Genomic DNA, 25,571 nt, shown 5'->3' on the forward strand with positions numbered 1-25,571 from the left:
CTTCATTAAATATGTAAAATGGATTTAAAGTTAAAAGAATATATAGAGAGTTGTTTAAATAAACAATTACAGACAGAGTCGAGTTATAATTGGAAACAAGTAGAAGGTGGCTCTATTAATAAAACTTACCAATTAATTTCAAATACACATTTGTTTTTTGTAAAAATAAATTCAACACAAGTATTTGAAAACGGCTTTAAAGAAGAAGTTTTAGGTTTACAATTTTTGAAGAATAACACTGCTTTGGTTCCTGAAATTATTATTGAAGGTATTTTTGAAAATACTGCATTTTTAGTATTAGAATGGATTGAGACAGGTAAAGAAACAACAAAGTTTTGGGAGAATTTTGCAGCTCAACTGGTTAGTTTGCACCAGCAAAAAAGTGATAAATTTGGATTAGCAGCTTCAAATTTTATGGGACAATTACCGCAAAACAATAGTTTTTTCGATAATTTTTCTGATTTTTATGTTGAAAACAGGTTAAAACCACAAGTTAAATTAGCTTTTGATTCAAAAAAAATTGAAACAAAACATGTAAATCAGTTTGAGGGTTTATATAAAAAGATTTCTGAAATTTTTCCTAAAGAAAAACCTTCTGCAGTTCATGGCGATTTATGGCACGGAAATTTTATGTGTTCAAAAAATGGAAATGCTGTATTTATAGATCCTGCAGCATATTTTGGGCATAGAGAAGCAGATATTGCTATGACACAACTTTTTGGTGGCTTTTCAGAAAAATTTTATAAAGCTTATCACGAAATGTATCCTTTAAAACCGTGCTTTAATCTTCGAAATAATTTTTATCATTTGTACCCACTGTTAGTACATTTAAATATTTTTGGAGACTCATATTTAGAAAGTATTGAAAACATAATAACAGAATTTTAAGGAATCAATTGTTTCAATTTATTTACATTTACCCTTTAAAACAACTTATAAATGAGTGATAAACCTAAAGTTGCCGTTTTAGGAAGCGGAAGTTGGGCAACAGCTATTGTAAAAATGTTGTGCGAAAACTTAAATGAAGTTGGCTGGTATATTAGAAAACAATCTACAGTAGATTATATAAAAGAAAACCATCATAACCCAAATTATTTAAGCTCTGCGGAGTTTAAAATGGAACAACTAAATATTTCAAGTAATATTAACGAAATAGTTAATTATGCAGATATTTTAATTTTTGCAGTTCCTTCGGCTTTTGTAAAAGCAGAATTTGATAAAATTACAGAGAGTTTAAGTTCAAAAATTGTTTTTTCAGCTATTAAAGGAATTATTCCTGAAAGTGGATTAATTGTTGGCGAGCATTTCAACCAAAAACTAAATATCCCATTCGAAAATATTGGTGTAATTACGGGTCCTTGTCATGCAGAAGAAGTTGCAATGGAGCGTTTATCATATTTAACAATTGCTTGTCGAGATATGGATAAAGCTACTGTTGTTAGTAATTGTATAAAAAGTCGCTATATAAAAACTAAAATTTCTGATGATATTATTGGTACTGAGTATGCAGCAATGCTAAAAAACATATATGCAATAGCGGCTGGAGTTGCACACGGTTTGGGGTATGGAGATAACTTTCAATCTGTTTTAATGTCTAACTCAATAAGAGAAATGAAACGTTTTATTAAAAAGGTTCATAAAATGAAACGTAATATTAATAACTCTGCTTATTTGGGCGATTTACTAGTAACAGGTTATTCTACTTTTAGTAGAAATAGAATGTTTGGTAATATGATAGGTAAAGGTTACACTGTAAAAAGTGCTCAAATGGAAATGAGTATGATAGCCGAAGGTTATTACGCAGCAAAAAGTGCTTATGTTTTAAATGAAAAAAACAAGGCAAATACGCCAATAATTGATGCAGTTTATCAAATTTTGTATCAAAATAAAAACCCAAAAAAAGTATTTGTTAAGCTAACAGAAAAGTTAGATTAATAACAATTATTTAATTTTAAAGAATACTAAAAGTAGTACTTTTGATAGCTATTAAAACTATATAATGAAAACAGGTACAGTAAAATTTTTTAATGAATCTAAAGGATTTGGATTTATTACAGAAGAAGGTTCAAGTAATGATCATTTTGTTCACATTTCAGGCTTAATTGACGAAGTTAGAGAAGGTGATACCGTAGAATTCGAACTTAAAGAAGGCAAAAAAGGGTTAAACGCAGTTAATGTTAAAGTAATTTAATATTTCTATAACTTTTTAAAAGAATTTGAAAGCTTACCTTGTTGGTAAGCTTTTTTATTTATCCGCAGTATTAGCTAAAATTTGGGTAACTTTAATATTTAATAAAAGAACTAAAAATGGCGAACAGAGTTGGAATTTTATACGGTTCAATAGATGGGCATACATTAAAAATTTGTACTAAAATTCAAGAGTATTTTTTGTCGAAGAATCAAGCTATTGAGATTTTTAATATTGAAAATTTTAATGAAGATGTTTTAAGTTTTGATAAACTAGTTATTGGTTCTAGTATTAGGTATGGCTTACATCATCTAAAAATTATAGAGTTTATAAATAATAATAAAACAGAGTTAGACGCTATAAAAACTTCCTTTTTTTCGGTGAATTTGGTTGCACGTAAACCCGAAAAAAATACACCAACTACAAACCCTTATGTAATTAAATTTTTTAAAAAAATAGACTGGAAACCTACTTATGTTGAGGTATTTGCAGGAATGTTAGATTATAAAAAATATAAATATTTCGATAGACTAATGATTCAATTTATTATGTGGATTACGAAAGGCCCAACCAATAAAAATGCTAAAATTGAATATACAAATTGGCAACGAGTTGAACAATATGCAGAAACAGTTTTAAAACTTTAAACAAACAGGTGAAGGGGTATTATAACTATTTTTATAAGTTAGTTTACCAGATGTTTTATCTACTTTAAAAACAGAAATATTATTACTCTTTTGGTTAGCAACAAGCATAAATTTACCATTTGGAGACAGCTTAAAATTTCTAGGCCAATTACCTTCAACACTTATATTTTGAATTTTTAAAAGCTTTCCAGTTTTTTTATCAACCTTAAATACAACAATACTATTTTCACCTCTATTAGAGCCGTACAAGTATTTTCCGTTTTTAGATAAATGAATATCAGCACAAGAGTTTTTGCCTATATAACCGTGTTTTAAAGTACCAATGCTTTGTACGTTTTTATAATTTCCTCCATCATTTTTTAAAACAGTAACAGTAGAATTTAACTCGTTAATAACATAAATAAATTTTCCTTTTTTTGAAATTTCAAAATGCCTAGGCCCTGCACCATTTTTCATTAAATGCTGTTTTTTAAGTACATAATTGTTATTTTTTTTTATGTAATGCGATAAAAAATCTCGACCTAAATCTGCAATAAATAGGTTGTTTTTTAAAAATTGAGCTGAGTGAGCTCTAGCTTTATCTTCTTTAATATTATGATCTATTACTTGAAACGCCTCGTTTAAACTTCCGTTTTTATTTACATTATATATTGAAACAGTTCCACCGCCATAATTAGACGTTACTACTTTGTTTGTAGATTTATTAATTTCAACATGGCAAGGTCCTGCGCCGTTACTATTTACTTCGTTTATAAAATTTAATTTTCCTTTTTTAGTAATATTATAAGCTTTTACAACTCCATCTTTTCCATTTTCACTAACAGTATATAATAATTTTTTGTTTTTTGAAATTGCTAAATATGAAGGATTTACAGTTTTAGCAATAAGTTTTTTATTATTTAGCACTCCTGTTTTTTGATTAAAACTATAGGTGTAAATTCCTTCACTTTCAGTATTTTTAGTGTAAGAACCAACATAAAGAGTGTTGTTTTGAGTAAATACTTGAATAGAAACAAGTAAGCTTATTGCTAATAGAGTTTTTTTAATCATGGTAAAATATTAGGTAAGCTAATATACTTTTTAAATTTTATTGACAAATATTATAGGCTAATTTAGTGTTTTTCACTATATTTGATTGAAACTGTATAAAATATAGTTTTTAGACTAACCCTTTTCCCTACATCATGAATAATGTCGAATGTTCAATAGAAAAAACATTAGATTTTGTCTATAAAAATGGATACAAATCTTCCCCTCAAGAATTTTTAGAAGGTGTATGTGAATTTTTAACGAATTTATTGAACGTAGAGTATGTTTTTATTAATAAATACTCTAAAGAATCTCCGCAAGAAGTAACTTCAATCATCAATTTTTTTAAAGGAAAACTTCAACCAAATATCACGTATAAATTACAAGATAGTCCTTGTGATGATATAATTAATAAAAAGTTTTGTTCCTATCCTAATAATGTTCAAGAGCGCTTTCCTTTAGATAAAGGACTTGTAGAAATGAATGTGGAAAGTTATGCTGGTATTCCGCTTTGGAGTTCTAAAAAAGAGCCTATAGGTTTAATTACTATAATGGGTAGTAAGCCGCTAATTAACATTGGTAAACTTGAATCAATTTTAAAAATAATAGCAATAAAAACCGAAAAAATTCTTGAAAAAAGAATCCATATGGATAATTTTGAAGAATCTGAAACAGTATTTAAAGAGCTTTCTAATTTAGTTTTTGAAGGAATTTTAATTCATAATGGTAAAGATGTTTTAAGTGTTAATAAAACATTTGAAAAAATGTTTGGCTATAAAAACGAGGAGCTTGTAGATTTAAATGTATTAGATACTTTTTTTCCAAAAGAAAAACATGAATTTATTACTAAGGGTATAGCAGAGAATCCGGAAAGCTTTTTGTTTGAAGTTGAAGCTTTGAAAAAAGATGGTTCAATAATTTCATTAGAAATTCAATTTAAAGGTATAGTAACAAGAAAGAATAAAAATTTAAAAGTATGTGTATTTAGAGATGTTACTAGTAGAAAAAAAGCAGAAATAGAAAAAGTTAAACTATCTAAAGCGGTAGAGCAAAGTGCAAATATTATTATTATAACAGATAATTTAGGGTATATTGAGTATACCAACCCAAAATTTACCGAGTTAACTGGGTATTCTGGAGAGGAAGTTTTAGGTAAAAATCCTAGATTTTTAAATTCAGGAAAGCAATCTAAAGAGTTTTATAAAGTTTTTTGGAATACTATTACTAGAGGCGAAACTTGGAAAGGAGAATTTCAAAATAAAGGTAAAAACGGAAATATTTTTTGGGAACAAGCTACTGTAACTCCAGTAAAAGATAGAGAAGGTAATATTACCAATTTTTTAGCCATAAAGGAAGATATAACGGCTCAAAAAATTTCAAAAAACAGGTTAAAAAACGCTTATAAAACTATAGAAAACAAAGAAAACTTTTTACGCAAAATATTAAGTACAGCAAATGAAGGTTTTTGGATTATTGATACCGCAGGGAATACATTAGATGTAAATGCAAAAATGTGTGCTATTTTAGGTCGTAATATGGATGAAATAGTAGGTTACTCTGTTTTCGATTTTGTTGATAGTAATAATTCGAAAATAATTACAAAGCAATTAGAAAAGCGCGAAAAGAATTTATCTACAAGTTATCAGGTTGAACTTTTAAAACCTTCAGGAGTATTAACACCTTGTATTTTTAATACATCACCAATATATAATGAAGAAAATGTTAGAGTAGGTTCTTTAGCATTTGTAACAGATATATCTGGAATTAAAAAGGCTTATGTTAAGTTAAAACTTAAAAATGCAGAACTAAAAAAACTTAGTTTAGAGTTATCCGAAAAGAATGTGCAACTTTTAGAAAGTGAACAAAAATTTAGAAGTTTATTCGAATACAGCCCTGTATCTACTTGGGAGGTTGATTATTTTGAGGTTAAAAAATATATCAATTCAAAAAATATTGAAACACATAATTTAGAGCAGTATTTAAATAAAAATGAAGAGTTTTTAAAAGTATGTATTTCTAAAGTAGATATAGTTAAAGTAAATAAACATACATTAAATCTATTCGGTGTTTCTAGTATTATAGAGTTAAGAAAGTTATTACGAGAAAAGAATAAAGTAACTTTATTAGAAAGTTTAAAACAGCAGTTTTTAGGTATAGTTTCAAATAGTAAAATTGGAAATAGCCAAACTAAGTTTGTAAAACATAATGGTGAAGTTATATATGCTATTATTAAATCGGAATTTGGTTCTAATGGTAAAGCAATAGTTTCAGTTATAGATATAACTGCACAAAAAGAAGCTGAAAAACAGTTGGTTAAACAAAAATTAAAGGCAGAAAAAAGTGATGACCGTTATAGGTTGGCAGTTGCGGCTTCTGGCTTAGGTATTTGGGATTGGGATGTTGAAGCTCAAAAAATTCATTACTCAGACTATTATAAAAAACAAATAGGTTATAAACCAGAAGAGTTTAAAAATGAATTTTTAACCTGGAAAAACCACTTACACCCAGAAGATGTAGCTTCTCAAGAACAAAAAATTGTAGATTATTTTAAAAACCCTAAAGGTCAATTTGTTTCAGAATATAGATTTAGACATAAAAACGGATCTTATATATGGATTTTATCCACTGCTGAAGTTATTAAAAATGAAAAAGGCCAAGTAATTAGAATGTTTGGTTCGCATAGAGATATTACTATTCGTAAAAAAGCCTTATCAAAAATTATAGAACAAAATACAGAGCTTATAAAAGCGAAGAAAAAAGCAGAAGAAAGTAACAAACTTAAAACAGAGTTTTTACATAATATGTCTCACGAAATTAGAACACCTATGAATGGTATTTTAGGTTTTTCTAATTTTTTAAGTAACCCAGGTTTATCAAACGAAAAAAGAGATTACTTTATTAATATTATTCAAAATAGTGGAAACCAATTATTAAGAATTATTGATGATATTCTTGAAATTTCTAGGCTAGAGACCAAACAAGTAAAGGTAATTGAAAAACCTGTTTGTTTAAATGATATGTTATTAGAGCTTTTCTCAATTTTTGATTTAAAAGCAAAAGAAAATGGTATTCCTTTGTATTTAAAAAATGGATTATCGGACCAAGAAAGTACAATTTTTACCGATAGGTCTAAGCTAAATAAAGTACTTAGTAACCTACTAGAAAACGCGTTAAAGTTTACAAATAAAGGAGATATAAAATTTGGCTATACCTATAAGGATAATTCTCTAGAATTATTTGTAACAGATACAGGAATTGGAATATGTAAAACAAAACAAGAATCTATTTTTGAACGTTTTTCACAAGAAGAGAAAAAATTAACTCAAAGTAGTGGCGGTCTAGGTTTAGGCTTGTCTATAGCAAAAGAAAATACAGAATTATTAAGTGGTAAAATCTCCGTAACATCTCAAAAAGGAGTTGGATCTACTTTTAAAATATTAATCCCTTACAACCCCGTAAATATGGTAACTCCTATTAGTAGTTTAAGTAAAAGTGAACAAGTAAAATCTGACAAGTATACAGTTTTAATAGTTGAAGATGAAGAAGTTAATTTTATGTTTATTGAAATTTTATTAACTGAAAAAATAGCATTTAATTTCGAAATTCTTCATGCTAAAAATGGTAAAGAAGCAGTAGATATTTGTAAATCTAACGATAAAGTAGATTTTGTTTTAATGGATATTAATATGCCGTTATTAAATGGCTATGAAGCAACAAAACAAATTAGAGCGTTTAATTTAGATGTGCCTATAATTGCTCAAACAGCTTACTCAACAAACGAGGATAAAGAAAAAGCGTTAAATGCAGGTTGTAATAATTTTATTACAAAACCTATTAACGAAAAATCGTTAAAAAGAATGATTGAAAGTTATTTAATTGAAAAAATGAATATGAAGCAAATAAGCTAATTGCTTTTTACTTTACAAGAATTCCACGTTTATTTAGTTGAGCAATGGTTCTTAAATTTCCATTTTTAATAGTGTTTTTTTCAAAAACATACTTCTTGTCGTACATTTTAGAACCTTCAAAAAATGTTACGTTAAAAAAATTGGTAAGCTTTAAAACCTCTGGTTGCATTAACTCTACCTTAGCAAACGAGTTTGCAGGTAGTTTTTCAATTTTATGTCTTAAAACAGCTGTTTCGAGTAATTTATCTTCATCATAACCTTTAGAAACAATAAGCATCATTTCTAAATCTACATCTTTATTATTAATAATGTAGGCGTTCCAATCGTCGCATTTAAATTCTTCGTTATATTCTTTAACAACGGCCATAAATACATTTGAAACTTCAGGTAAATCTATGTCTTTTTTCATAATTAATTGAAATAAAAAATTCCGCTCTAGAGCGGAATTTAGTAAATTATATTACAGATTTAAATTGCTCTAAAAAACGAACATCGTTTTCGTAAAACATTCTAATATCTGGTATTTGATACAATAACATTGCAATACGTTCAATACCCATTCCAAATGCATAACCACTGTAAACATCAGGGTCTATATTTGCATTTTTAAGTACATTAGGGTCTACCATTCCACATCCCATGATTTCTAACCAACCAGTACCTTTTGTAATTTTATAATCGGTTTCAGTTTCTAATCCCCAATAAATATCTACTTCTGCACTAGGCTCAGTAAATGGAAAATAAGAAGGACGTAAACGTATTTTAGATTTCCCAAACATTTCTTTAGTGAAGTACAATAAAGCTTGTTTTAAATCTGCAAAAGAAACATCAGTATCTATATATAAACCTTCAACTTGGTGAAATATACAGTGTGCACGTGCCGAAATATCTTCGTTTCTAAAAACTCTACCCGGAGAAATTGTTCTAATAGGTGGTTTATGATTTTCCATATAACGTACTTGTACTGATGAAGTGTGTGTACGTAATAAAATATCTGGATCAGTTTCAATAAAAAATGTATCCTGCATATCTCTTGCTGGATGATATTCTGGCAAGTTTAATGCTGTAAAGTTATGCCAATCATCTTCAATTTCTGGACCTTCAGATACAGTAAATCCAATTCTAGAAAACACATCAATAATTTTATTTCTAACAACTGATATTGGGTGTCGAGAGCCTAATTCTATTGGTTCAGATGGTCTTGTTAAATCTCCATAAAATCCTTTTTCTTCAACAGAATTATCAATAATTTCGTTTAATGAAGATACTTTTTCTTCAGCAGATTTTTTTAAGTTATTTAATGCTTGTCCAAAATCTTTACGTAATTCAGCATCAACATTTTTAAATTCAGCAAATAAATCTTTTAATAAACCTTTGCTACCTAAATACTTAATTCTAAAAACTTCAATTTCTTCTTTTGTTGCAGCATTAAAAGCTTCAACTTCCCCAATTAATTCTTTTACCTTATCTAACATTTTCAATAAAATTAGGCTGCAAATTTACACATTTTTATTTTGTTTTTAATGTAAAACAGAAGGCTTAAAATATTTAATATTTAAACAAGAATTGAGTATTGATAATAGTTAATAATTAGCTTAGAATTTTAATTTTACGAAAACGTTTTAGTTTTCGTAAAAAATTTCGTTAAATTTATTTGTTTTTTTGAGGAAAGCTTAAAAAAAAAGTATATTTGTTTAGTAAATTAAAATATATATAAAATAATACATCATAAATTATGGAATCAAAAATAAAAGGTTTTATGGACTTGGTTAAGCAACGTAACCAAAATGAGCCAGAATTTTTACAAGCTGTTCAAGAAGTTGCAGAAACGGTTATTCCTTATATTGCTAGTAAAGAAATTTACAATGGCAAAAACATTTTATTGCGAATGGTTGAGCCTGAGAGGGTTTTAATGTTTCGTGTTCCTTGGATAGATGATACTGGTGAAATAGTTGTGAATAGAGGTTTTAGAATTGAAATGAACTCGGCTATTGGACCTTATAAAGGTGGTTTACGTTTTCATCCATCAGTTAACCTAAGTATTTTAAAATTTTTAGCTTTTGAACAAGTGTTTAAAAATGCTTTAACAACATTACCAATGGGTGGTGGAAAAGGTGGAGCAGATTTTGACCCTAAAGGAAAATCAGATCGTGAAATTATGCGTTTTTGTCAAAGTTTTATGAGTGAATTATTCCGTCATATTGGTCCAAATACCGATATTCCTGCAGGAGATATAGGTGTTGGTGGTAGAGAAATTGGGTATTTATTTGGTATGTATAAAAAATTACGTAACGAGTTTACTGGTGTATTAACTGGTAAAGGAATGTCTTGGGGTGGAAGTTTAATTCGTCCAGAAGCAACAGGTTATGGTACTGTATATTTTGCACAAAGTATGCTTGAAACAAAAGGAGATACTTTAAAAGGTAAAACAGTAGCAGTTTCAGGTTCTGGTAATGTTGCTCAATATGCTTGTGAAAAAGCGTTCCAAATGGGAGCTAAAGTTGTTACATTATCTGATTCTTCAGGATTTATATATGATGAAGATGGTATTGATGCTGAAAAATTAGCATATGTAATGGAACTTAAAAATGAAAAAAGAGCCAGAATTAGCGAGTACTTAACTAAATATCCTTCAGCAAAATTCTTTAAAAGCCAAAGACCTTGGAGTGTTAAATGTGATGTTGCTATGCCTTGTGCTACACAAAATGAAGTAAGTACTGAAGAAGCTAAAACATTATTAAAAAATGGATGTATTGCAATAAGTGAAGGAGCAAATATGCCTTCAGAACCTGGAGCAATTGAAGCTTTCCAAGAAGCTAAAATATTATATGCGCCGGGTAAAGCTTCTAATGCCGGTGGGGTTGCTACTTCTGGTTTAGAAATGTCTCAAAACTCATTACGTATTGTTTGGACACGTGAAGAGGTAGATGAAAGATTACAAAGAATCATGTCTAAAATCCACAATTCTTGTATTAAATATGGTAAACAAGATGATGGTTATATAGATTATGTACGTGGAGCAAATATAGCAGGCTTTGTAAAAGTAGCCGATGCAATGCTAGCTCAAGGAGTTGTTTAATTAATAGCTTAATTATTACTTTAAAAGGTTGTCAATTTTAGTTGACAACCTTTTTTATGCTACTTTTAAAAAAACTTTTAAAACAGTAACTTGCAGGTACAAGTACCAATTTAATATATGGATAAAAAAGAACTTCCTGATTTAAGAACATACGAATTTGAAGAATTTGAGTTTAACCAATTAATGCAAAATCGTATACACAAAGTTTTAATTGTGTGTTCTAATTACGATTTTTATATGTTGGAAGAAGACGGAAGAATAGATGAACGTTTATTTAACGAGTATACATCATTAAGTTTACGTCATCCACCAAGTTTTGTTCATGCACATTCTGCCAAACGTGCCATTAAATTAATGGAAACTGTAAAAATAGATCTAGTTATTACGTGGTTAGATGTTGGGAATTATCAAACTTTTGAAACTTCAAAACAAATAAAAAATGCATTTCCAAATGTGCCAATTGCTGCCCTAAGTTATTATTCTTCTGAACTAAAAAAACGTTTAAAAAAAGATAGAGAAAGCGTAATTGATGTTGTATTTCAATGGAACGGAAACGTAGAAATATTTTTGGCAATTATTAAATTAGCTGAAGATAGAATGAATGCAGAAAAAGATATAAATCAAATTGGAGTAAAGGCTATTTTGTTGGTTGAAGATTCTTTGAGATTCTATTCGCGTTACATTCCAATGATTTATAAAGTTATTTTAAAACAAACCCGAGCATTAATGTCTGAAGGTTTAAACGAACACAGACGAATGTTATTAATGCGTGGTAGACCTAAAATATTACTTACCACAAATTATGAAGACGGAATAGAAGCGTTTGAGTTTTATAGAAAAAATTTGTTAGGTGTAATTTCAGATGTAAAGTATTTTAAAAATGGCGTAGCAAACACGCAAGCAGGTTTTTATTTATTAAGTCATGTTAGAAGTATAGATAGGTATTTTCCATTTTTAATACAATCATCAGATAAAAAAAATGAAGTTAGAACATTAGAACTAAAAGGAAAATTTTTACACAAATATTCCGATACCTTAGGAGTAGATATTAAACATTATATAGCAAAATATTTTGCCTTTGGAAATTTCGAATTTTGGGATCCAGAACAAGAAAAAGTATTAGCAAAGGTTAAAGATTTAAAAGAGTTTCAAAAGGCACTTGCCACTGTTACAGACGATTGTTTGGTTTACCATGCTATACGTAGTGAGTATTCTAAATGGTTAAGATCAAGAGCTTTATTTCCATTAGCTGATTTGTTTAGTAATGTAGAGTTTGAAGATTTTGATGATCCAGATCAAATTAGAGATTTTTTAATTAGATCTATAAAAAAATATAGAGTATACCGTTCAAGAGGTGTAATTGCAAAGTTTGATCTTGATAATTACGATGAGTATTTAGGATTCTCAAGAATTGGAGAAGGTGCATTAGGTGGAAAAGGAAGAGGACTAGCATTTATAGATTCTTTTTTAAAGCGAAATAAGCTATTTAATAAATTTAAAGATGTTACAATATCAATTCCAAGAACCGTAGTTGTTAGTACAGAGGTTTTTGATGAGTTTATTGAACGACACGATTTAATACACTTTGCAGCAAATTGTAAAAATGATGAAGAAATTTTAGAAAAATTTGTATCGAAACCTTTACCTAGTTGGGTGCTTAAGGATATTGCAGTTTTTCTTCAAGTTTGTACGTCACCAATTGCTGTTCGTTCTTCTAGTGTGTTGGAAGACTCACATTATCAGCCGTTTGCTGGAGTTTTTGCAACATATATGATACCGAGTACAGAAAAAGATAAAATGGTAGAAATGATTTCAAATGCTATAAAATCTGTATTTGCATCCTCATTTTTTCAAAATAGTAAATCGTATTTAAAAGCAACTTCTAGAACTGTTGAAGAAGATAAAATGGCAGTTATTTTACAAGAAGTTGTAGGTAAAGTTTATGATGATGTTTATTACCCAAATATATCTGGAGTAGCACGTTCTATAAATTTTTATCCAATTGGAGAAGAAAAACCACATGAAGGTATTGCAAAAATAGCACTTGGTTTAGGTGAAATTATAGTTGGTGGAGGTAGAACGTTACGTTTTTCACCTTATCACCCTAAAAAAATATTGCAATTATCATCGCCCGGAACTGCGCAACGCGAAACTCAAAAATATTTTTATGGGCTGGATATGGATCCAAACAGTTACCAGGCATCCACAAATGAAGGTATTAATAAAAAGAAAATAAGTTTACGTAAAGCCAAAAATCATGGCTCATTAAAATATGTAGCTTCAACCTACGATCTACAAAACAACATTATTAGACCAGGTACAATGCACGATGGAATTCGTGTATTAACCTTCGATAATATTTTAAAGTTTAACACCTTTCCGTTAGCTGAAATTTTAAAAGATTTATTGCGAGTAGGACAGCGAGAAATGCGTAATCCAATTGAAATTGAGTTTGCAGTAAAACTAGATGTTGAAAAAGGAAGTCCTAAAGAGTTTAGTTTTTTACAAATTAGGCCAATTGTAGAAACTGTTGAGTCTGCAAGTATTTTACCTGAAGAAGTAAATGAAGAAGACACTATAATTTATTCAGAATCGGCTCTAGGAAATGGTAAATATGAAGAAATAACAGATTTTGTGTACGTAAAACCAGATACTTTTAACTCGGCAAATACTCGAGAAATAGCAAAAGCTGTTGAAGAAATTAATAAAAAGTTTGAAGAAAAAGAGGAGAAATATATTCTAGTAGGCCCAGGACGTTGGGGTTCTAGCGATCCTTGGTTGGGTATTCCTGTTATTTGGCCTCAAATTTCTTCAGCAAAAATAATTGTTGAAGCTGGTTTGCACGATTTTAGAATAGATCCAAGTCAAGGAACACATTTCTTTCAAAACTTAACATCATTTAGAGTAGGTTATTTAACTATTAATCCATTTATAAACGATGGTTTTTTCGACTTAGACTATTTAAACAATCTTAAAGCTGATTTTGAAAACGAATATTTAAGACATATAAAATTTAAAGAACCACTTACTATTTTAGTTGATGGTAAAACAAATAAAGCTGCTATTTATAAAGCAGGTATAGAAATTAACAATCATAAAGATACTTTAGAAGAGTCTGTTGATGAATTACCACCAGATGGATTTATGTAATATAAGCTGAATTTAATAATGTGATAATTATTACCATATTTTTATGATTAAAATATAATATAGCAAAAGAATAAAAGCATAAATTTGCATAAAAATTAAAATAAAACACCTCCATATACCAAAATATTATGAATGTAAATGATATAATGAATGGCTTGGAAGCTAAGCATCCAGGTGAAAAAGAGTACTTGCAAGCGGTACAAGAAGTATTAGAATCTATAGAAGATATATACAATCAAAATCCACAATACGAAGCTGCTAAAATTATTGAACGTTTAGTAGAGCCAGATAGAATTTTAACGTTTAGAGTTTCTTGGTTAGACGACTCAGGAAATGTAAATGTTAATATTGGACATAGAGTACAATTTAATAATGCAATTGGCCCATATAAAGGAGGTATACGTTTACACCCAAGTGTAAATGTGAGTATTTTAAAATTTTTAGGTTTTGAACAAATATTTAAAAATGCATTAACAACACTTCCAATGGGAGGTGGTAAAGGAGGCTCAGACTTTAACCCTAAAGGAAAATCTGATGCAGAAATTATGCGTTTTTGCCAAGCGTTTATGTTAGAGCTTTGGCGTATGATTGGTCCAAATACCGATGTGCCTGCTGGTGATATTGGTACTGGAGGACGTGAAATAGGCTTTATGTATGGTATGTATAAAAAACTTCAAATGGAAAATACTGGAGTTTTAACAGGTAAAGGTTTAAACTGGGGAGGAAGTTTAATTCGCCCAGAAGCAACTGGATTTGGAGCAACATATTTTGCTGATGAAATGTTGAAAACTAAAAATGATTCCTTCAAAGGAAAAGTAGTAACAGTTTCTGGTTTTGGAAACGTTGCTTGGGGTGTTGCTTTAAAAGTAACAGAGCTTGGAGGTAAAGTTGTTACAATTTCTGGACCTGATGGTTATATTTACGATGAAGATGGTTTAGATGAAGAAAAAATTGATTACTTATTAGAATTACGTGCTTCAAATAATGATATTGTTTCGCCGTATGTAGAAGAATTTCCAGAAGCTAAATTTATTGCAGGTAAAAAACCTTGGGAAGTTAAATGTGATATTGCAATGCCTTCAGCAATTCAAAATGAATTGAATGGAGAAGATGCGGAAATGCTAGTTAAAAATGGTGTTGAGTGTATTGTTGAGGTTTCAAATATGGGATGTACTCCTGAAGCTATTGAATGTTTTCATAAAAATCAATTACCATTTGCACCAGGTAAAGCTGCAAATGCTGGTGGTGTAGCAGTTTCTGGATTAGAAATGTCTCAAAATGCAACAAAACTTAATTGGACTAATGAAGAAGTAGATGCTAAATTATTACAAATTATGAGCTCTATTCACGTAGCTTGTGAAAAATATGGCACACAAGAAGATGGTTATATAGACTATGTTAAAGGAGCTAATATTGCAGGTTTTATTAAAGTAGCAGATACAATGTTAGATTTAGGAGTTATCTAAAAAAATGTCATTCTGAACAATAGTGAAGAATCTATTTAAACAAAAAAGCCTGCTGAAAAGCAGGCTTTTTTGTTTAAATGATATTGATTTGAGTTTTATTGTTCACAATTTTCACAATAGGTTTTTCTTAAATATTCATCTCTTAATAATTGAAATGTAACGCCTCCTTTTCCGACAGCGTTAAAAAGTTTACAAAACCTTTCTTTATTCATATTAACAGCATTTAACATGGTTGTTCTGTAGTTTGATGTTTGAGTTAATTCTTTGTCAATTAATGTTAGATTTAAATAATAGAAAAGTAAATCTTCGTCAACATTTAAACTTTTCACCTTATTTTCTAATATACCTATTGCTTTTTTGTAGTTAGAATAATAAGATAGATATTGTGTAAGACTCAAGTAATCAGAATCAGATAAAGGAAATTTTGAATAGTTTTTAAGTATATAACTAACAGATTTATCCTTATTAGCATAATCTCCAGATCTTAAGAAAAGTTCACTCTTTATAATGTGAAAATTAACTAGCATCCTATTAATTAGTGGAAGTGATATACCGTATTGCTGTAATGCAAGTATTTCTTTTTTGAAGGTATTTTCATTTACAGGTTGCGCCTTGTGTTTCCAAATTCTAAATTTTAAAGCTGCAATATTGTATTTTATTTTTCCATTTTTTGGATCTAATTTTTCAAGCTTTTTTAATTCACTAAAACTAATTAACAAATAAGCTTTATCGAGTAAATATTTAAAAGCAGCATTTTTATTTAAAATGGTAATATATTTAACCTGTTTAGGTACAATCATTTTATCAAGAAATGAAGCTGGGGCTAATTCATCTTTTAATTTTTCAAAAATGGAATTTTGAATTTCTAAAGCTTCATTTATTTTGTTGTTTGCTATAGAACTATTAAATAAATCTAAAAGTTCATTCGGTGATTTTTCTTTGTATTTATCCTTTTTCTCTAAGTCTAAAGTAATAATAGCTTTTCTATGATTTTTAAGATATGGTTCGAGATCGATGCTAGCTTTTCCTACAAGTTTATTTTTTATTTGTTTTTTTGTTAAGTCAGCTAAGTTAGAATAGTTTGTTTTAGTTACGTCGCTTAAAAATTCCACCCAGTTTTCCGAAGAAAAAACTTCAGTAATTATTGTTGGTTTTTGAAAAGATTGAAGAGCTGAAACAATACTATTAGCTCTTTGTTCTTGTAATTCTATATTTCGTTCTAAATTACCTTCTACAGATGAATAAGCTCTAATATTTATTTTTTTTATATTGAAATCTGTTAAGCGTAAAGAGTCATACAGAGGCTTAATATCATCTTGTGAGTAGTTAGATTTGTTTTTCTGAAAAGGAATATTAAATTTTAGAGTTTTATATTTAAGTGTATATCCTTCTTTTTCTTTAGTAGTATTTAATTTAGACTTATAATCAAGCGAGTCGAGGTAAACACCCATATTAAGTAGGTCCCAGCGGTATGCTTCTAAATCAAAAATAGTGTAATACATGCACAAGTTTCTATTGCTTAAAAACAGAATGTTATACTCCACATCTTTACCAATTAAAGCTTCAGGAAGTTTTCCTATTTTAACTTTAAAACGATTAGCCCCAGAAGGTTTTAAACCTCTTTTAAGTTGTGCGGCATATACAGGTTTTTGTAAGTCTCCTTTTATTTGAGATTTAGTAATTTCATCTATATTACAATTATATCTATCTTTTGAAACAATATCTATGGCTATTCCATCACCAGAAGTTTTAAACAGCTCATTAAACCATTTTTTATCGGTAATGTGAAAATACAAATCATTAGAAGAATCAGCCTTAACGGAAAAAAGTACTTCTTTGGGTTTGTTTTTAAAAATTTGTTTGAATTTTTGACATTTTGTGTCTCTATCATAACCTGGCATTACAATGTCGTACATATTTTGACTTGTAACTATAACTCCTTTAAAAATTAGAAATATTAAAAGGAGCGTGTGTATTTTGCTCATTTGAATTTTTCTTTAAAAATACTGATTAAGTATGATATTTATAAAGAGGTTTGGGTATTTTTTAGTAACAAATAGTTAATATAAATTTATTCTAATTTATTTCATAAAAACAGCTAAAAGCATCTGTTATAAAAGTGTGATCATCAACACCACTTGTTTCTCTAATAGAATGCATTGCCCACATTGGGTTTCCAACATCTACAGAGCGTATTGCAAGTTGACCTGCAGAAACATTTCCAAGTGTTCCGCCACCTCTCATATCGCTTCTATTCACAAATTTTTGATAAGGAATATTCGCTTTTTTGCAAATCATTTCAAATACAGCACCAGAATCGCTATCGGTTGTATATTTTTGGTTTCCTTCAATTTTAATTACTGGTCCGCTGTTAATAATTGGTCTAGTAACTGGATCGTGTTTTTCTGGTCTGTTTGGGTGTAAAGCGTGCGCCATATCTGCACTAATCATAAATGAGTTGTATATAGCACGTTGAATATCTTCTTCGTTTTTATTTTGAACAGAAACAATTCTGGTTAAAATATCTTTTAAAATAGGAGAACCTGCACCTTGTTTAGAACGGCTTCCAACTTCTTCATTATCAAACAAGGCTAAAACATTGGTTGCTTTACTTGGTTTAGTTTTAGAAAAAGCTGTTAAGCCAGCGTGAACCATAGCTAAATCATCTAATTTACCCGATGAAATAAACTCGTTATTCATACCAATAATACTTCCTTTGGTAAAATCGTATAGGTTTAAGTCTACTTCTAAAATGTCTTCTTTTGGTACCTTAATTTCTTCTGAAATTTTGCTTAATAATAAGTCATCTTTGTTTACTTCATCATTAATAATTGAAGTAACAGGCAACATATCAATTTGATTGTTTAGTTCAATACCTTCGTTTACTGTTCTATTAAAATGAATAGGTAAATTAGGAATGGTAATAATTGGCTGGTTGATGTTTACTAAATATGATTTCGGATTTAAAATATCATCGCTTTTTACGCTAACTCTACCGGCAATAGATAAAGGTCTGTCTAGCCAAGTATTTAAAATTGCTCCACCATACATTTCAGTATTAAACTTCACATATTTATTTTCAACAGAAATTTCTGGAGAAGGTTTTATTTTAAATGAAGGAGAATCGGTATGTGCTGCGATAATTTTAAAACCGTTTTCTTCAATTTCCTCAGTTCCAACAATAAAAGCGAAAAGCGATGTGTTATTTTGAGAAACAAAGTATTTTTCGCCTTTTGAAATTTGCCACTTATCTGTAAGTTTTAATTCAGAAAAGCCTTTTTCAACAAGAACTTTTTTAGCATTTTTAACTACGTGATATGGACTTGGACTATCGTATATAAAATCGATTAAATTTTGAGCGTATTTTAGGTTTTGATTCATAAAAAATCTTATATTTTAGATATTAACTATAAAAACAAATATAGTAATTAATTAAAGGTTATTTGTAGTTTTATAACGTGGAAGAAGAGTTAGTAAATAGAAAAATTATACACGTAGATATGGATGCGTTTTATGCATCTGTAGAACAGTTGGATAATCCGGAGTTAAGGGGTAAACCTATTGCTGTTGGTGGTGCTAGTGAGCGTGGTGTAGTTTCTGCTGCAAGTTACGAGGCTCGTAAATTTAATGTTCGCTCTGCAATGAGTGGAGTGTTGGCACGTAAAAACTGTCCACACTTAATATTTGTAAAACCAAGGTTTGAGCGTTATAAAGAAATTTCACAAAAAATTAGAGCTATTTTCTATGATTATACAGATTTGGTAGAACCACTTTCTTTAGATGAAGCATACTTAGATGTAACCGAAAATAAAAAAGGAAATCCATCGGCAAGTATGATTGCTAAAGAAATTAGACAACGTATTGCCGATGAGTTAAATTTAAATGCTTCCGCAGGAATATCTAATAGTAAATTTGTTGCTAAAATAGCTTCAGATATTAATAAACCAAATGGTCAAAAAACAATTCCACCAGAAGAGGTTATTCCGTTTTTAGAAGAATTACCAATTCAGAAATTCTTTGGAATAGGTAAAGTAACAGCTACCAGAATGTTTAATTTAGGCATATTTACAGGCTTAGATTTAAAATCAAAAACTGAAGAATTTTTAGTAACGCATTTTAAAAAATCTGGAAGTCATTATTACCATTTAGTTCGAGGTAATTATTATAGCAAAGTAAAACCACATAGAGAACGAAAATCTGTTGCTGCCGAGCATACTTTTTCTAAAAATTTAACTTCAGAAATATTTATGATGGAGAAGTTGGAGAAAATTTCGGAAGAACTTGAAAAACGATTATTGCGCAATAAGGTTTCAGGTAAAACTGTAACCTTAAAAATAAAATATAGCGATTTTAAAACACAAACCAGAAGTAAAACCTTGCCTTATTTTATTAAAGAAAAAGCAATATTGTTAGAAACCGTAAAAGAGTTGTTATACCAAGAAAAAGTATTAAATTCTGTACGTTTACTGGGTATTTCGGTAACTAATTTAAATATTCATTCAAAAAAAACTGTTGAAAAACCTATAGACATTCAATTAAAATTCGAGTTTTAAATTGCTCATTTTGTAATATTTATTGTTGAATAAACTTTAAACAATTATTAATTTTTGGTTTTTGTATATTTGAATTTATTCGTAAAGCTATGAAATTATGAAGAAAACTTTTCCTACTAAAAAAAATGTAAATACTACTTCAAGCTCTAATAAAAGTTGGTTACAACGTTTAAAAGACGAAAGTTGGGAAGCTGAATTATTAGTTTCTACAATTTCCATTTTTGGTACATTTCAACTATTTGGTTTAATTAAATGGGCAACAAATAGTTTTATTGATATTTTACCTCCCAACCAATATCTTGTGGGCTATTTTATAGTTTTTTTTGGGCTTTTAGCCATTAGTATTTTAATAGGAATGTTTGTTATACATTTTTTTCTTAGAGCTTATTGGGTAGGTTTAGTAGGGTTAAATTCTGTTTTTCCGGATTACAGTGTTAAAGACAGTGTGTATTCTAAAATTTATACAGAAAAAATTCTTTCTATGTTACCTAAACTAAAAAGTTCTATTCATAAAGTAGATGAATTGTGTAGTGTTATTTTTTCCGCTGCTTTTACTTTTTTACTTATCTACATGTATATGGCAATTTCGTCAAGCATATACTTACTTCTTTTTAATTTACTTTCTAATTATATAAATTCTACAATACTTTTAATTCCGTTGGTTCTGTTTATAGTAATGTTTACATTTCAAGCAATTGTTTCAATAATCGCTAATTTAAAAGTAAATAAAGAAAAAAAATGGTTGCAAATTTTAAGCTTTAAATTAGTTAAAACAGTTTCAAAAATAGCGTATGGACCTTTGTATAAGTCCATTTTACAGGTGTCTATGATTTTTGGTTCAAATTTCAAAAAAAAGAAATCTATTGTTTATTTACTTTTTGCATTTTTAATTTCAGGTTCATTTATTTCTATTTCTCAAATGCTAAAAACCAATATTCCATATATGATAAACTATAATGATTATTTTGATGGAAGTCGTGTATATTCAGAGTATTACAATAATGAAAACAAAACAAATACCTTTTTATTAGCTCCAGAAATTAATTCGGATAAGATTAAAGAAAAATCAATAAAACTGTTTATTCCTGTATTCAATCACGAAAGAAAAATGAGGAAAGAAATTTGTGATACTGAAAATTTAAAAAACTCAGACGAATCTAAAAAAGAGGCAAGAGTTAGATTGTTAAAATGTTATCGTAAATACCATAAAGTATTAGTAAACGGAAAAAAGGAAGAAGTTGTTTTTATGAAATATAACCATCCAAGAACAAAGCAATTTGGCTTAATAACTCATTTTAAAATAACTAACCTTAAAGAAGGTGTAAACACTTTAACGGTTAAAAAAGATTATAATAGTAGCGATTCAACTGAATGGGAAATTCCTTTTTATTATTTTGAAGAATAAGCAAATTCAACAATTCTTAAATTCGTATTTTTACATTAAAAGTTAAAAACTATGGCAAGAACCATTATAGAGAACATAGTAATTCTTCGTTATGAAAAAATGACTGCTTTTGAGTTCTGTCAATATACAAGTATTCGATTTTTTGAAATTCTTCATTTTGAAGAAGGAGAAGGAACAATTAAAGTAAACGGTAATGAAATAAATTATCGCCCAAATTGTTTGTTCATCTTTGTACCAGATGATATTTATATAGTTGAAGCCAAAACACCAACAACAACTACAGCCATTAAGTTTTTAAAAAGTTTTTTTAATGGATCATCAAAAAACAACAGTAATTTACCGGTAAATAATTGGTTTAGAAATATTGAAGGAATACTTTGTAATGAAAATCATCAATTAAGAGCTTTAGAATTTCAATCAGATGTAGATAAAATAAGTCTAGCTTCATTAATTGGCATTGTACAAAAAGAATACTCAAACAAACAATCTAACAATTTACTAATTATTGAAAACACACTTTCTATAATTTTACAAATTATTGCCAGAAATATGCGTGTAATAGTTTCAGAAAAAGAAACAGCATCTAAATCTTCTAAAATTCAAGAAATTATTAATTACATACACCAAAATATTTACCAACCAGAGCTACTAACAAATAAAGCCATTGCCGAAAAGTTTTTTATTTCAGAAAACTATCTCAATCAATATTTTAAAAAAAATATAGATATGAGTATTAAAAAGTATAAGCTTAATTATAAATTAAAGTTAGTAGAAAACCGCTTAAAATACACCGATTTACATTTTTCTGAAATAGCTTCAGAATTTGGATTTACCGATTCTAGTCATTTAAACAAAACCTTTTTAGCGTATAAAGGCCTTACTTTAGGCTCCTTTAAAGCCAATTTAGCTTAAAAAGTACCCAAAACTTCATTTTTTACTACTATAGCTTTGTTTTTTACTCAACCTAACCTTGGTTGAGGATATACCTTTGTACCATAATTAAAACGATAAATAAATTATTAAATCAAATATTATGGATTACAAAAATTTTCAAACATTTACAGCAAAACAAAACGGTGGAGTATTAACAGTTGATATCAACTTTGGACCAGTAAACGTTCAAGGACAAGAAATGTTAGCAGATTTAAGCAGTTTAGCATTAAGATTAGAACGAGACAGAAGCGTAAAAGTTGTTGTATTTGAATCATCAAATCCAGGTTATTGGGTATGTCATTACGATACAAATTTACTAAGAGACATGTCTCAAGAAGCAGTACCAAGAAACGAAGTTAAATTATTGGATTTACAGTCTGTTTTAGAAAGATTAAGTAACCTGCCACAAGCAACAATTGCAAAAATAGAAGGTTTTGCACGCGGAGGAGGACACGAAATGGCATTGGCTTTAGATATGCGTTTTGCAGCACGTGAAAAAGCCAAATTTATGCAAATGGAAGTAGGTATGGGAATTTTACCTTGTGGTGGTGGAGCATCGCGTATGGCTCGCCAAGCAGGTTTAGGTAAAGCACTAGAAATTATTTTAGGAGCAAGAGATTGGGATGCAGATGAGGCAGAAAAATTTGGAACCATAAACAAAGCTCTAGATGCCGATGAAATTGGACCATATGTAGATGCTTTAGCTGAGCGTATTTCAAAATTCCCAGCAGAATCTATCGAAGCTTGTAAACGCGCCGTTTATGCATCAATAGACTTGCCAATTGCCGATGCTTTAAAAGAAGAAGCATATCAATTATTCCAAGCAACAAGCAAAACTCCAGCAATTAAGCGTTTTACAATTGCCGATGAAAACGGAGCACAATTCGATCACAACAACCAAAAGAATTGGGAAAACATGTTAATCGATTTACAAGAAATTCAAAATTAAAACCTAAAAGAGAATACGGTTATAAATTGTAATTGTATTCTCTTAAAAAACAACTATTTGGGCGTTACCACAAGGGTCGGGCTTTTCGCTATATCTTTTTTAAAAAAAATAAAAAAGGATGCCGCTTCAATCCCTAACGCAAAACACAACAACAATAAAATAAAAAACAAATGAAAGCAATGATATTAAATGAATACGGAGAAAACTCAGTATTCGAATACACCCAAGTTGAAAAACCAACCCTAAAACCAGGGCACGTACTAATTAAAATAGCAGCATCAAGTATTAACACAGTAGATACTATGATTAGACAAATGGGTTCGGATTTACCATTATCACCAGCCGCTCCAGCAATTCTAGGAATGGATTTTGCCGGAACAATTGAGTCTGTAGATGAAACTGTTGAAGGTTTTTCAGTAGGCGATGATGTTTATGGTTGTGTTGGTGGATTGGCAGATTTACAAGGAACTTTAGCTGAGTATGTGGTTGCAGATGTTCAATTAATTGCACACAAACCAAAAAACCTTTCTATAAAAGAAGCTGCAGCATTACCATTAGTAGCAATTACTGCTTACGAAGGTTTAACACGTGCAGGAGTTTCTAAAGGTCAAAAAGTATTGGTTCATGGTGGTGCAGGAGGTGTAGGTCATATTGCTATTCAATTGGCTAACTATTTTGGAGCAGAAGTATATGCTACTGGCGGAACAGATGAACAATTAGAAGTAATTAAACAACTAAACGCAACACCAATTAATTATAAAACCGAAACAGTAGAACAGTATGTAGAAAAGTATACAAACAATGCTGGCTTTGATGTTGTTTTCGACTCTGTTGGAGGCCCTAATTTATTAAACTCTTTTAATGCAGCAGCATTAAATGGGCATATTGCAACTACAGTTTCATTATGTGAAATAGATTTAACTACAGCACATTTTAAAGGATTATCGTTACACGTAGTATTTATGTTAATTCCAATGTTACACAACTATAAAAGAGAAATCCACGGTAATATTTTAAGTAAACTAGCACAAATTAGTGAAGCAGGTAATTTAAACCCAATTGTAGATGAACGTAGTTTTTCTTTACAACAAGTAGGTGAAGCACACGCACATTTACAAAGCGGAAAAGCAATTGGTAAAGTAGTTGTAAAAAACTAAATAATAAAATGTGGAGTGAAAAAAACTATACACTCCTAAAAAAAAGAATTATGAAACAACCAGATAAAAATATAAGCAGATACCCAGTTCCAGAATTTGATTCGCTACCAGAAGATTTAAAAGAAACATTTTTGGCAGTTCAAGAACAATTTGGTTTTGTGCCAAATGTATTTTTTGCATTGGCTCACAGACCTGCTGAATTGCGTGCTTTTTTAGCATACAATGAAGCTTTAATGAACAAAGAAAGTGGACTAACACCTGCAGAAAAAGAAATGTTAATTATTGCACACTCAAATTATAACGGATGTACTTACTGTGTAATGTCTCACGGAGCTGCTTTAAGAGGAATTACTGAAAATCCTTACATAGCTGAACCTATTGCAGTTAATTATCACGAAGCGGATATTACTCCAAGAGAAAAAGCAATTATAGATTTTGCAATGAAATTAACTATAGAACCTGCAACTGTTAATGAAAATGACTTTGAAGTGTTAAAAGGTTTTGGTTTAAATGATGAAGACATTTGGGATGTAGCAGGAATTACTTCATTCTTTAATTTATCTAATCGTATGATGAATTTTGCGGCTGTTAGACCAGACGATCAATTCTTTTCAATGGGAAGATAATTAAAACTGAAGAAAATGAATACAGAACAAAATAAACAGTTGGTTCTTGATTTTTGGGCAAGTTTTCACAATGCAGATGTAGAAAAAGCATTTAGTTATTTAGATGATAATGTTCAATGGAGAGCAATGGGAGTTAAAGGAGAACTTCCTGTATCTGGAATAATGGATAAAAATGGAATTGGAGATTTGATAAAGACTGTAAAAGAAATGATGCCTAATGGTTTAGAATTAAAAACGTTAAGTTTAACAGCAGAAGACAATCGTGTTGCAAATGAAGTTGAATCGTATGGAGAGTTAACAAACGGAAAAGTATACAATAACTTATATCATTTTTTTATTGAAATTTCAAACGGAAAAATTGTAAAAATTAAAGAGTATATGGATACTATCCATGTTAAAGAAATTTTTATTGGTTAGTTAATATTCCTATAATTACAATAGAGTATTCTAAAAATTTGAACGCTATTAAATTATTGGTAGT

General features: G+C 29.3%; 20 protein-coding genes. 15 read left to right on the forward strand and 5 right to left on the reverse strand.

Annotated elements, in window-relative coordinates:
- The first annotated feature begins 18 nt into the window (after nt 1-18).
- From BLU40_RS00385 to hemG, 4 genes are all read left to right on the forward strand, one after another.
- Nucleotides 19-888, forward strand: a complete 870-nt coding sequence (locus tag BLU40_RS00385) for a fructosamine kinase family protein (RefSeq protein WP_090118581.1) — start codon at nt 19-21, stop codon at nt 886-888.
- 51 nt (nt 889-939) lie between these two features.
- Entirely contained in the window at nt 940-1,935 is a 996-nt protein-coding gene (locus BLU40_RS00390) for an NAD(P)H-dependent glycerol-3-phosphate dehydrogenase (protein WP_090118582.1), read from the forward strand.
- Nucleotides 1,936-1,999: 64 nt separating this feature from the next.
- On the forward strand, nt 2,000-2,191 hold the full coding sequence (locus BLU40_RS00395) for a cold-shock protein (protein WP_090118584.1): 192 nt from the start codon (nt 2,000-2,002) through the stop codon (nt 2,189-2,191).
- A 116-nt stretch (nt 2,192-2,307) separates the two neighbouring features.
- The gene (gene hemG, locus BLU40_RS00400) at nt 2,308-2,835 is read left to right on the forward strand and encodes a menaquinone-dependent protoporphyrinogen IX dehydrogenase (protein ID WP_090118586.1); all 528 of its coding nucleotides are present in this window, start codon (nt 2,308-2,310) and stop codon (nt 2,833-2,835) included.
- Here hemG and BLU40_RS00405 read toward each other — a convergent pair.
- The gene (locus BLU40_RS00405) at nt 2,824-3,885 is read right to left on the reverse strand and encodes a lactonase family protein (protein WP_090118588.1); all 1,062 of its coding nucleotides are present in this window, start codon (nt 3,883-3,885) and stop codon (nt 2,824-2,826) included. The two genes, hemG and BLU40_RS00405, sit on opposite strands and share 12 nt — an antisense overlap.
- Before the next feature lie 134 nt (nt 3,886-4,019).
- Here BLU40_RS00405 and BLU40_RS00410 point away from each other — a divergent pair, with 134 nt between their 5' ends.
- Nucleotides 4,020-7,772, forward strand: a complete 3,753-nt coding sequence (locus tag BLU40_RS00410; protein ID WP_090118590.1) for a PAS domain S-box protein — start codon at nt 4,020-4,022, stop codon at nt 7,770-7,772.
- A gap of 7 nt (nt 7,773-7,779) precedes the next feature.
- Here BLU40_RS00410 and BLU40_RS00415 read toward each other — a convergent pair whose 3' ends face one another.
- Both BLU40_RS00415 and pheS read right to left on the reverse strand, forming a co-directional pair.
- Nucleotides 7,780-8,181 carry a hypothetical protein gene (locus tag BLU40_RS00415; RefSeq protein WP_090118592.1) on the reverse strand — a complete coding sequence of 134 codons (402 nt, stop codon included), beginning with the start codon at nt 8,179-8,181 and terminating at the stop codon, nt 7,780-7,782.
- 46 nt (nt 8,182-8,227) lie between these two features.
- Nucleotides 8,228-9,247: a phenylalanine--tRNA ligase subunit alpha gene (pheS, locus tag BLU40_RS00420; protein WP_090118594.1), complete on the reverse strand. Its 1,020-nt coding sequence runs from the start codon at nt 9,245-9,247 to the stop codon at nt 8,228-8,230.
- Between the two features lie 260 nt (nt 9,248-9,507).
- Between pheS and gdhA (BLU40_RS00425) the strand changes: the two genes are divergently transcribed.
- The 3 genes from gdhA (BLU40_RS00425) to gdhA (BLU40_RS00435) all read left to right on the forward strand — a co-directional run bounded on the left by gdhA (BLU40_RS00425) (nt 9,508) and on the right by gdhA (BLU40_RS00435) (nt 15,467).
- Nucleotides 9,508-10,851, forward strand: a complete 1,344-nt coding sequence (gene gdhA, locus BLU40_RS00425; RefSeq protein WP_090118596.1) for an NADP-specific glutamate dehydrogenase — start codon at nt 9,508-9,510, stop codon at nt 10,849-10,851.
- Nucleotides 10,852-10,968: 117 nt separating this feature from the next.
- Nucleotides 10,969-14,001 (forward strand): PEP/pyruvate-binding domain-containing protein, encoded by a 3,033-nt coding sequence (locus BLU40_RS00430; protein ID WP_090118598.1) that lies wholly within the window; start codon nt 10,969-10,971, stop codon nt 13,999-14,001.
- Between the two features lie 128 nt (nt 14,002-14,129).
- The gene (gene gdhA, locus BLU40_RS00435) at nt 14,130-15,467 is read left to right on the forward strand and encodes an NADP-specific glutamate dehydrogenase (protein WP_090118600.1); all 1,338 of its coding nucleotides are present in this window, start codon (nt 14,130-14,132) and stop codon (nt 15,465-15,467) included.
- Between the two features lie 95 nt (nt 15,468-15,562).
- On the opposite strand, the gene BLU40_RS00440 is transcribed toward gdhA (BLU40_RS00435), so the two are convergent.
- Together BLU40_RS00440 and BLU40_RS00445 are read right to left on the reverse strand one after the other, a co-directional pair.
- Nucleotides 15,563-17,452, reverse strand: coding sequence for a hypothetical protein (locus BLU40_RS00440; protein ID WP_090118602.1), 1,890 nt, complete (start codon nt 17,450-17,452; stop codon nt 15,563-15,565).
- Nucleotides 17,453-17,543: 91 nt separating this feature from the next.
- On the reverse strand, nt 17,544-18,848 hold the full coding sequence (locus tag BLU40_RS00445) for a M18 family aminopeptidase (protein WP_090118604.1): 1,305 nt from the start codon (nt 18,846-18,848) through the stop codon (nt 17,544-17,546).
- Between the two features lie 77 nt (nt 18,849-18,925).
- Between BLU40_RS00445 and dinB the strand changes: the two genes are divergently transcribed.
- The 7 genes from dinB to BLU40_RS00480 all read left to right on the forward strand — a co-directional run bounded on the left by dinB (nt 18,926) and on the right by BLU40_RS00480 (nt 25,507).
- The gene (dinB, locus tag BLU40_RS00450) at nt 18,926-20,020 is read left to right on the forward strand and encodes a DNA polymerase IV (RefSeq protein ID WP_090118606.1); all 1,095 of its coding nucleotides are present in this window, start codon (nt 18,926-18,928) and stop codon (nt 20,018-20,020) included.
- 97 nt (nt 20,021-20,117) lie between these two features.
- Nucleotides 20,118-21,425, forward strand: coding sequence for a hypothetical protein (locus BLU40_RS00455; RefSeq protein WP_090118607.1), 1,308 nt, complete (start codon nt 20,118-20,120; stop codon nt 21,423-21,425).
- Between the two features lie 51 nt (nt 21,426-21,476).
- Nucleotides 21,477-22,337 carry an AraC family transcriptional regulator gene (locus BLU40_RS00460; protein ID WP_090118609.1) on the forward strand — a complete coding sequence of 287 codons (861 nt, stop codon included), beginning with the start codon at nt 21,477-21,479 and terminating at the stop codon, nt 22,335-22,337.
- A 121-nt stretch (nt 22,338-22,458) separates the two neighbouring features.
- Complete coding sequence (locus BLU40_RS00465) at nt 22,459-23,307, forward strand: enoyl-CoA hydratase/isomerase family protein (RefSeq protein ID WP_090118611.1); 849 nt, start codon at nt 22,459-22,461, stop codon at nt 23,305-23,307.
- A 170-nt stretch (nt 23,308-23,477) separates the two neighbouring features.
- A complete protein-coding gene (locus BLU40_RS00470) occupies nt 23,478-24,464 on the forward strand; it encodes a zinc-dependent alcohol dehydrogenase family protein (protein WP_090118613.1) in 987 nt (328 codons plus the stop codon).
- A 50-nt stretch (nt 24,465-24,514) separates the two neighbouring features.
- Nucleotides 24,515-25,090, forward strand: coding sequence for a peroxidase-related enzyme (locus tag BLU40_RS00475; protein ID WP_090120261.1), 576 nt, complete (start codon nt 24,515-24,517; stop codon nt 25,088-25,090).
- Nucleotides 25,091-25,105: 15 nt separating this feature from the next.
- Entirely contained in the window at nt 25,106-25,507 is a 402-nt protein-coding gene (locus tag BLU40_RS00480) for a nuclear transport factor 2 family protein (RefSeq protein WP_090118615.1), read from the forward strand.
- The last annotated feature ends 64 nt before the right edge of the window (nt 25,508-25,571 follow it).

Source organism: Lutibacter oricola (assembly GCF_900106565.1).
In the GTDB taxonomy this organism is placed as follows: Bacteria; Bacteroidota; Bacteroidia; order Flavobacteriales; family Flavobacteriaceae; genus Lutibacter; species Lutibacter oricola.